Source organism: Desulfobacteraceae bacterium, assembly GCA_022340425.1.
Classification (GTDB): Bacteria; Desulfobacterota; Desulfobacteria; order Desulfobacterales; family JAABRJ01; genus JAABRJ01.
The window spans coordinates 23,982-33,167 of sequence record JAJDNY010000158.1; the positions used below are offsets into that span (position 1 = coordinate 23,982).

The 9,186-nt window shown below is 61.8% G+C and carries 6 protein-coding genes; 4 read left to right on the forward strand and 2 right to left on the reverse strand.

The window, feature by feature from the left end:
* Positions 1-338: 338 nt before the first annotated feature.
* Both LJE63_13700 and LJE63_13705 read right to left on the reverse strand, forming a co-directional pair.
* Complete coding sequence (locus LJE63_13700; protein ID MCG6907661.1) at positions 339-2,285, reverse strand: ASKHA domain-containing protein; 1,947 nt, start codon at positions 2,283-2,285, stop codon at positions 339-341.
* Between the two features lie 81 nt (positions 2,286-2,366).
* Entirely contained in the window at positions 2,367-4,262 is a 1,896-nt protein-coding gene (locus tag LJE63_13705) for a GNAT family N-acetyltransferase (GenBank protein ID MCG6907662.1), read from the reverse strand.
* Between the two features lie 396 nt (positions 4,263-4,658).
* Here LJE63_13705 and LJE63_13710 point away from each other — a divergent pair, with 396 nt between their 5' ends.
* The 4 genes from LJE63_13710 to LJE63_13725 all read left to right on the forward strand — a co-directional run bounded on the left by LJE63_13710 (position 4,659) and on the right by LJE63_13725 (position 9,011).
* Positions 4,659-5,192 (forward strand): TRAP transporter small permease subunit, encoded by a 534-nt coding sequence (locus LJE63_13710; GenBank protein MCG6907663.1) that lies wholly within the window; start codon positions 4,659-4,661, stop codon positions 5,190-5,192.
* Positions 5,192-6,517: a TRAP transporter large permease subunit gene (locus LJE63_13715; GenBank protein MCG6907664.1), complete on the forward strand. Its 1,326-nt coding sequence runs from the start codon at positions 5,192-5,194 to the stop codon at positions 6,515-6,517. Before LJE63_13710 ends, LJE63_13715 begins: the two co-directional genes overlap by 1 nt.
* A gap of 198 nt (positions 6,518-6,715) precedes the next feature.
* Positions 6,716-7,819, forward strand: a complete 1,104-nt coding sequence (locus LJE63_13720) for a TRAP transporter substrate-binding protein (GenBank protein MCG6907665.1) — start codon at positions 6,716-6,718, stop codon at positions 7,817-7,819.
* A 604-nt stretch (positions 7,820-8,423) separates the two neighbouring features.
* Entirely contained in the window at positions 8,424-9,011 is a 588-nt protein-coding gene (locus tag LJE63_13725) for a recombinase family protein (protein ID MCG6907666.1), read from the forward strand.
* Positions 9,012-9,186: the final 175 nt, after the last annotated feature.

Genomic DNA, 9,186 nt, shown 5'->3' on the forward strand with positions numbered 1-9,186 from the left:
TACTGTCTCGATCCGCCTCCTTTCCAAATTTGGATGTGATTCTGGATACCCCTATCTTTACACCTGCAAGCCTCGGCCCAGAGGTGCAGCTCTTGCTACAAACCCGAGGGGCACTGGCACCCCGCCAGGCTCAGGTTGAAATGACTTACATTGCGACCCCATCCGGACGCTACAATTTACCGAATATTTTGACTTATATTACGGGTATTGGTTTGTCAAGAGAGGAGTGCCCCGAAGGCTCTTTTTTTGAGAAATAACCAATAACCAGTGGCTGCCCGGGGCCCACGGCCCAGGGTCGAGCGGCCGATCCACTTGCGCAGTGGGCCCCAGGGCCGCCCTCAGGGTGCCACGTGGCGGCGCGCCGCCATCCGCTCCTTGACCTTGGGAAACAGATCGATGTCGGTGTGGGGCAGGAAAAGCGCCGCCACGTAGTGATCCATATAGGAGGTGGTCTCCGACAGCTCGAAGTTGGTCATCATCCGGGTGACTGCCGTCACGTCCCGCCGGATGCGGTTGGTAAGCGAGCTCATGCGGGCCCCCAGAAGCGAGCTGTTGCCCACGAAGATCACCTTGTCCAGGTCGATTTCGGGTAAGAGCCCGATGGTCATGGCCTTTTCGAGATCCACGTAGCTGCCGAAGCCGCCGGCCAGAATGATCCGCTCCAGATTTTCGATGCCCAGCCCGACCTCGTCCAGAAGGGTCATGCAGCCGCTGTACATGGCGCCCTTTGCGCGGATCAGGTTGTCGATGTCGATTTCGGTGAGCACGACATCACGGCCGATCTGGGTAACGTCGGCACGGGCGAGCACATACTCCCAGATGCCGTCGGTTTCGCGCACGCGGTCGGTGGGCAGATCACGGTTGAACTTGCCCAGGTTGTCGATCACGCCGGCCTCGAAGAGCGCGGCGACGATGTTGATCAGGCCGGAGCCGCAGATGCCCCGCACCCCGACGTTGCCGACGGTGATGTTCATCGGCTCCAGGGTCAGCGGGTCCAGCGAGAAGTCCTCGATGGCGCCCTTTTCGGCGCGCATCCCGAATTTGATCCCCCCGCCCTCGAAGGCCGGGCCCGCCGAGCAGGCGGCGCAGGCCATCCAGTCCTTGTTGCCGATGACGATCTCGGCGTTGGTGCCGATGTCCATGAAAAGCGTCAGTTCCTCGCGCAGGTACATGCCCGAGCCCATCACCCCGGCCACGATATCCCCGCCGACGTAGCTGGAGATCTGCGGGTAGAAAAGCGCCATGGCGTGGTCGCCGAGGGCCAGCCCCAGGTCCACCGCACGGATCGGGGGGTAGAGGGTGGAGGCCGGCACATACGGCGAACGCCGCAGGTAGCGCGGGCTGATGCCGCAGAAAAGCTGAGTCATGGTGGTGTTGCCGGCCAGGGTGATGTGGGTGATGTTGTCACGGTCGATGGCGGCCTTGCGCACGATCCGGTCGATGATCTGGTTGGTGGTTTTCAGAACGGCCGCTTGGAGCTTGTCCATGCCGTTTTTTTCGAAAAAAACGATCCGGCTGATGACATCCTCGCCGTAGCTGATCTGGCCGTTGAAGTCCCCGTGCTGGGCCAGCACCTCGCCTGTGTCGAGGTCCAGCAGCTGGCCGAAGATGGTGGTGGTGCCGATGTCCACCGCCACGGCATAGGAGTGGCCGGTGGTGTCGCCGGCCTGGATGTTGATAATCCGGTTTTTGCCGTCGGGACGCACCGGCCGGGCGATTGTCGCGGTGACGCGGAAGTTGTCGGCCCGCAGGACATCGGGGATCTTGCGCAGCACCGGCAGGTCCACCTCCAGGCGGTGATCGCCGAAATGGACGTGCAGAAAGCTGATCAGACGGGTGACGTCCGGCAGGTTGTCCTGGGCGGTGGGCTCGGGCAACTCCAGAAAGCGCTTTTCAACCGGCGGCACAAAGAGCCCCTGCTCCTTGAGGTCGTTGAAGTTCATCTGCCGGATGCGCGCGGTGCGCCGCTCGGCCACAGTCCGGTTGAGCACGCTGGCGTCGACGGCCGATTCGATCGGAATGCGTACGACGGCATCGCTGAGAACCCGGGTCTGACAGGCCAGGCGGACGCCGGCGGCGATGTCCGCTTGGCTGAGCTTCTCGCTGATCCCCCCTTCGACCTCGCCGCTTTCGATGACAACGCGGCATTTGCCGCAGACCCCCTCCCCGCCGCAGGAGGCGTTGATATGCACCCCGGCCGCCATCGCGGCCCGGATCAGCGGCTCCCCCGCGTTCAGGGTGGCCTTGAGGTTGTGGGGCAGGAATGTGACGCTAAAGCTGCTCATTTCAGCTCCTAAGGTGTTTGAGAAAGATGGTGAAGGAACGGCGGCCCCGGAGGGTGCGCGGGTGGCCGTCGGCATTCGCCTTCAGCCGCCGGCCTTGCCCGCGCTGAGCGGGGCGTCGAACCTGCAGCTGAGGGCCAGCATGTCGCCGTCGAAAACCGTTTTGACCTTGTAGGGCAGATAGCTGAACAGCCGGATCATCCCCTGGTTCTGAGGTGAGGTGTAGGCCACCAGCCCGGAGATGCCGTTTTCGCGCGCCGCCTCTGCCAGCTTGCGGATCAGAACCCGCCCCAGCCCCTTGCCCTGGTACTCGCGGCTGACCGAAAAGGCCACCTCGGCCAGGTTGGCGGCCGGGTCCAGCAGGTACTCCCCCACGGCGACGACCTTGCCGAAGCCAAATTCCCCCACCAGGGCCAGGATGGTCAGGTCGTTGACGTAGTCGATGGCGTACATTGTCTCCACGTCGCCCCGCAGGAAGCTGGTTTTCTCATGAAAGAAGCGCGAGATGATATCGGCCTTGTCGAGATTGTAGAAATGCTCCTGGATCCGGCGCTCGTCCACCGGTTTGGACGGCCGGATGGTGATCTCTTCGCCGTCGACCTCGATGATTTCCTCCAGCTTGACGGGGTAAACGCCGTGGACCGACTCCTTCAGGGTGCGCTCGGCCCCCAGCAGCCCCATCTCTTTGGCCCGGCTGAGAAGCTCCTCGCGAAAATCGGGATGCGCGATGCTGATCATTGCCATGGCACGCTCCTGCAAGCTCTTGCCGAAGAGGTTGACCGCCCCGTATTCGGTCACCACGTAATGCACGTCGCCGCGCGGAACCACCACCGCGGTGTCGCCCAGGATCGGCACGATCCGGCTTTTGGTCCCCTGCTCGGCGGTGGCGGGCAGCATCAGGATGGCCTTGCCGCCTTCGGACTGCGCCGCCCCGCGCATGAAGTCCACCATTCCGGTGACCCCCGAAAAGTGGTTGTGGGGCAAGGCGTCGGCGGCCACCTGGCCGGTGAGGTCCATGGCCATGGCGACATTCATGGAAACCATTTTGTTGTGCCGGGAAATGATGCTGGGGTCGTTGACGTAGTCGGAGGGATAGAACTCGATGGAGGGGTTGTCATCCAGAAATTCATACAGGTTCTGGGTGCCGATGGCGCTGCTGGCCACCAGCTTGCCCTCGTTGAAGCCCTTCTTGCGGTTGGTGACGACCCCTTCGGAGACCAGCCGCATCAGCCCGTCGGTGATGTACTGGGTATGGACCCCCAGATCGTTTTTGTTCGAAAGAGCCAGCAGGGTGGCCTGGGGGGTGGCCCCCAGGCTGATTTCAATGGTGGAGCCGTCCTCGATCAGGCGGGCGATCAGCCGCCCGATGGTGTTGGCCGATTCCATGTCGGGCATGCGCCCGACGGTCAGAACGTCCTCTTCGTGCTCCACGATGACGTCGACGTCGTTGACGTGAATGAAGCTGCGCCCCAGGATGCGGGGCATGCGGCTGTTGACCTGGGCGATCACCAGATCGGCCGAGAGGGCCGCGGCCAGGGTGATGTCCACCGAAACCCCCAGACTCATCCAGCCGAAATCGTCCGGTGCGCTGACCTGGATCAGCGCCACGTGGATGGGCAGCCGGCGGCTCTTGAAGAGCCGCGGGACCGCCGAGAGGTTGATGGGCGTAATGAAGCGCTTGTTCTGGGCGATATGCTTGGGGCTGCCTGAGCCCAGGTAAAAGGATCGGATATTGAGGTTCTGGCACTGGGTCTTGTCGGCGATCAAGGTCAGCGGGGTGGTCTCCAGCGTCAGCAGCCGAATGATTTCCAGATCGGTCAGGCGGCTGGAAACAGCCGAAAGCGCCCGCACCAGGCACTGCGGCTCGCCGCAGGAGGACCCGATAAAAACCCGTCTGCCGGGTCGGATCAGGCTGATCGCCTCGGTTGCCGAGCGCTTTTTCTCGACGTAACTGTCCGCCCAATAACCTGAAGTCGCCATTTCACTCCCTTGTGATGAAGGTGGTTCCGATTCTTGCAGCTCGCCGGCCGCCTGTGCGGCCCGGCCGGGGCCCCCGGGGCGCCCGCGGCCGCGGGCGCCTGCAACAGCCCGGCAGCAGCTTTATCAAGTTTCCCTTCGGCAAACAAGCCCTTTCGGCCAAAATTCCGCAAGTTAGCGACAGCGGCGCACCGCTCTGGCAAGGCGTGCGGTGCCCGTCGGCAGCCGCACCGGCCGGAAAAAGGGCTAAACCCTAAATGCAGTTCAATTGTTATTGTCAACTTCAACAGTTGACAATTCATCATGAGAAATTTAAAGAACGACAAATGAAATTTTCGCCCCGGTGAGTCAAACGTCGACCGGCCCCACTGGGGTAGCGCTAACCCAAGGATGGTCCCAATGGAATCGCTCAAACGGCTCTGCAACTGGATCGACACTCTCAACAGCTGGATCGGCCGCGGCGTTTCGTGGGTTACGGGGCTGGTGGTGGCGGTGGTTTTTATCGACGTGGTGATGCGCTACACCATTCAAATGAGCTTCGTTTTCACCCAGGAGCTGGAATGGCACCTCTTTGCCTTCATCTTTCTGATGGGCGCCGGCTACACCCTCCTCCAGGACGGGCATGTGCGGGTGGACATCATCTACCAGCAGCTGGGACCGCGCGCCCGGGCCTGGATCAACCTGATCGGGGTCATTTTTTTTCTCCTGCCGGGCTGCTACCTGATTTTTTCCACCTCCCTGAAATTCGTCTACAACTCCTGGAGCATCCTCGAAGGCTCCCCCGATCCCGGCGGCATCCCCTACCGCTTCATCATCAAGGCTGCCATCCCGGCCGGCTTTCTGCTGGTGGCCTTGCAGGGGGTTTCACTGGGCATCAAAAGCTGGTTCACCATCCGCGGCCTTGACCAGCCGCAAGAGCGGGAGGGGCGCTGATGGAATACCTGCCCGCCTGGATGTTTCTCGCCCTGACGATTCTCCTGATGGCCGGCTTCCCGGTCACCTTCACCCTGCTCGGCACCGCCCTTTTTTTCGGCCTGATCGGTTTCGGCTGGTCCTTTTTCAACCTGCTGCCGCTGCGGATCTGGGGCGTCATGACCAACGTCACCCTGCTGGCGGTGCCGCTTTTCGTTTTCATGGGGGTCATGCTGGAGCGCTCGGGGCTGGCCGAGGAGTTGCTGGACACCATGGGGCTGGTGTTCGGACGAATCCGCGGCGGGCTGGCAATATCGGTGATCGTGGTGGGCGCCCTGCTGGGCGCCTCAACCGGCATCGTGGGCGCCACCGTGGTCACCATGGGCCTGCTGGCGGTCCCAACCATGCTGAAACGCGGCTACCACAAGGAGCTCGCCACGGGCACCGTGTCGGCATCCGGCACCCTGGGGCAAATCATTCCCCCCAGCATCGTGCTGGTGCTGATCGGCGACATCGTCGGCGTGCCGGTCGGGGACCTGTTCATGGGTGCGGTGCTGCCCGGAATGGTCCTGGTGGGGTTGTACATCCTCTACGTCGTGCTGGCGGTCTGGATCCGGCCCGCCTGGGCGCCGAAAATTTCCAAGGCCGAAATGGCCGCTCTGACCCCGGCTGTGATGCTGCGCAAGGTCACCCGCGCCCTTTTTCCGCCGCTTTTTCTAATGGTGGCGGTCCTGGGGTCGATCTTTGCCGGGGTGGCCTCCCCCACCGAGGCGGCCGCGGTGGGTGCGGTGGGGGCCACCGCCCTGACTGTCGCCAACCGCAAGTTCAATCTCGCCATGCTCCAGGAGGTGATGGACGCCACCCTCAAGCTGACCTGCATGGTGTTTATCATCCTGGTGGGCGCGGCCGCTTTCGGCCTGGTGTTCCGCGGCATGGGCGGCGATCATCTGGTGCGCGGTTTCCTGGGGGGCATCGCCGAGAATCACGGCAAGTGGTTCGTCCTGGCCTTCGTCATGGGCCTGATCTTCGTGATCGGTTTTTTCCTGGATTTTATCGAAATCACCTTTATCCACGTGCCGGTTCTGGCCCCCATCATGATCGAGTTCGGCTTCGACCCGATCTGGTTCTGCATCCTGATCGCCGTCAACCTGCAGACCTCCTTCATGACGCCGCCGTTTGGCTTCTCCCTGTTCTATCTCAAGGCGGTCACCCCGCCGGAAATCTCAACCGGCAATATCTACCGGGGCATCATCCCGTTTGTCTTCTTTCAGCTGATAGGCCTGTTGATCGTGGTGTTTTTCCCGGATCTGGTGACGTGGCTGCCCAAGGTGGTCTTTGGCCTTTGACACTCGGAAAGGATCGGGGCCGGCCCCAACGGTAAGAAGCAGACATTCTCCATTTTTTGAATTTTATTCATTTTAAGAATTCTCTTTTAATTTCTCTTGATTTTATACCCATTCTCATTTAGCTTCCGGTTTTATGGACAAATGGGTTGGCGCACGTGAATTGGGGTTAACCGCAGACACGAAAGGGGAACGAGCCGGATGAAAAGACGCGAATTTTTGAAGAAGTCAGGTGCCGCGGCCGCCGCCGTCGCCGCCAGCAGCGTGGCGGCACCGATCGTAATGGCCGCGGAGAAAACCTACAACTGGAAGATGGTCACCACCTGGCCCCCCAACTTGCCGGTTCTGCAGACCGGGGCGGAAAGATTTGCCAAACGGGTGACGGAGATTTCCCAGGGCCGTATCAAAATAGAGGTTTTTGCGGCCGGTGAGCTGGTCCCGGCGCTGGGTGTATTCGACGCCGTTTCCGCCGGCACCGTCGAGGTGGGCAGCGGGGCCTCCTACTACTGGGCCGGCAAAACGCCTGCCGCCCAGTGGTTCTCGTCGGTGCCCTTCGGCCTCAACCCCCAGGGGAACAACACCTGGTTCTACAGCGCCGGCGGGCTCCAGTTGTGGGAGGAGACCTATGCGCCGTTCAACGTCATCCCCCGCCCCCAGGGCAATACCGGCGTTCAGATGGGCGGCTGGTTCCGCAGAAAGATGAACACCATCGAGGACTTCAAGGGTCTCAAGATGCGCATCCCCGGGCTGGGCGGCAAGGTCGTGGCCAAGGCCGGCACCACCGTCGTGCTGCTGCCGGGAGGCGAGATTTTCACCTCGCTGGAGCGCGGCGTCATCGACGCCACCGAGTGGGTCGGCCCCCTGCTGGACCTGCGCGCCGGGTTCTACAAGGCCGCCCCGTACTACTATTACCCCGGCTGGCACGAGCCCGGCACGACCCTCGAGGTGATTTTCAACAAGCAGGCCTACGAGTCCCTGCCCAAAGACCTCCAGGCATTGCTGGACGCGGTGGCCATGGAAACCAACCTCTGGAGCCTCTGCGAAGCCGAGGCCGGAAACGGCGCCGCCCTTGAAACCCTGATCCGCGACCACAAGGTCAACCTCCTGAGCTTTCCCGAGCCGTTGATGAACGACCTTCGCAAAATCGCCAAGGAGGTCCTGGAAGAGGAAGCCGACAAGGACGCCCAGTCTCGCAAGGTGCACGAGGCCTTCAAAAAATTCCAGGCCCAAATCGGCGTCTGGGGTTCGGTCTCCGAGTACGCCTACTACAACGTCATCGCCGACAAGTTCAGCACCTCCGCCTGATGGGCGCCGAGCCGGCACCACAAACCGTTTAAATCCGACTTACGCCCCCGCCCTCCCCGGCGGGGGCGCCTCTTTTGGGGGGCCGCAGGTCCCGCGGCCGCGCAGGCGTTGCCGGCAGCCGGCGGTCTTTTTCACCCTGAAAACCGATCCCGCCCCCGCCTCCCAAAGGCTGCCCCCAGCCCGCCTGCTACCCCGCCTCTCCTCTCCGGTTTCCCGTTAAGCTGGCGTGCGCTGCGGCCGATATGAAACGCATCGGCCGACATGACAACCGTCAGACCGCCCCGGCCGGGGGGAAAACTGGCAAAGCCCCAAAGCGCAGGCTTTGACCAGCCGTTTTGGGGCTTCACCCTTTTTTGGGCCGCCTGCTTCCGTTAGAGGTCGTCCCGCGGCGCCCGGCCATTTGCTGCGGCCTGAGAAAAGCGTTTGCTCAGGTATATTATTTTTTTGACAACCCGCCCCATTTTACTTAGTTTTTGAAAGTTTGTTACACAATTTTGATTCCCGAGGTCAATTCGTACCGTGCTACCGTCAGCCCACGCGTCTTTCTTGCCCCGGATGCTGGCAAGCGGGTTGAACCGGGGTTTAGGGTTTAAAGGAGACCATGATGAATGATTTTCTTCATTCGCTGCGCAACGCGATGGACAAAAGAAACGAGAAAAACCGACGGAATTACAATGGCAATCAGTACAACCCCGCAGACCGGCGTCGTCCCAAAGACCCCCGCTATGGCCACGGCCGCCAGTCCAACGAGAGCGGCCAGCTGACCCAGCTGGTGACCGAATTGCTGCCGGAAATCAAAAAATGTCTGGAAAACCTGGTCTCGAACCAGGACCGTCTGATCGATGCCAGCACCCAGCGGGCGGCGGTAGAGGCCCGCACGGCCGATGCGCTGGAGCAAATTGCCGGGAGCCTGAGCAAGCTGATCGACCTCCAGCAGGAAGACCCCCGAATCACCCCAGCGCTTGGGACCTTTCTCTCCCCGGCGCTGCTGCCCCTCACCCCCCGGTTGGCGTCTGCGGCGGGGCCCGACCGGGAAGCCGTCCTGGCCACCATTCGGGCCCTGCGGGAGAACGGTCTGAGTTTTTCGGCCATCGCCGCGCACCTCACCGAAAACAACATCCCGACCTTTTCCGGCAAAGGCCGGTGGTGCGGCCAAACCGTCCACAAGCTTCTCAAACAGCATACTTCATAGCGCCAGACCATCGCGGATCACTGGCACACGCGCCAGCCAAAAAAGATGAACCGGTAAAAAGTCAAAGGCCGTTTGGGAAGCCCCTGCCGGGGAGGTCCCAAACGGCCATTTTCAGGTCTGCCCGCCGGGGGTCAGGCGGAGGCGGCCTTGGCGCTCTTCTGGTATAAGGGGGAGA

Bases quoted from the DNA above. Each gene is read 5' to 3' on its own strand.
- LJE63_13715 (MCG6907664.1), top strand. From the start codon at position 5,192: ATGGAATACCTGCCCGCCTGGATGTTTCTCGCCCTGACGATTCTCCTG.
- LJE63_13705 (MCG6907662.1), bottom strand. From the start codon at position 4,262: ATGGCGACTTCAGGTTATTGGGCGGACAGTTACGTCGAGAAAAAGCGC.
- LJE63_13700 (MCG6907661.1), bottom strand. From the start codon at position 2,285: ATGAGCAGCTTTAGCGTCACATTCCTGCCCCACAACCTCAAGGCCACC.
- LJE63_13725 (MCG6907666.1), top strand. From the start codon at position 8,424: ATGAATGATTTTCTTCATTCGCTGCGCAACGCGATGGACAAAAGAAAC.
- LJE63_13720 (MCG6907665.1), top strand. From the start codon at position 6,716: ATGAAAAGACGCGAATTTTTGAAGAAGTCAGGTGCCGCGGCCGCCGCC.
- LJE63_13710 (MCG6907663.1), top strand. From the start codon at position 4,659: ATGGAATCGCTCAAACGGCTCTGCAACTGGATCGACACTCTCAACAGC.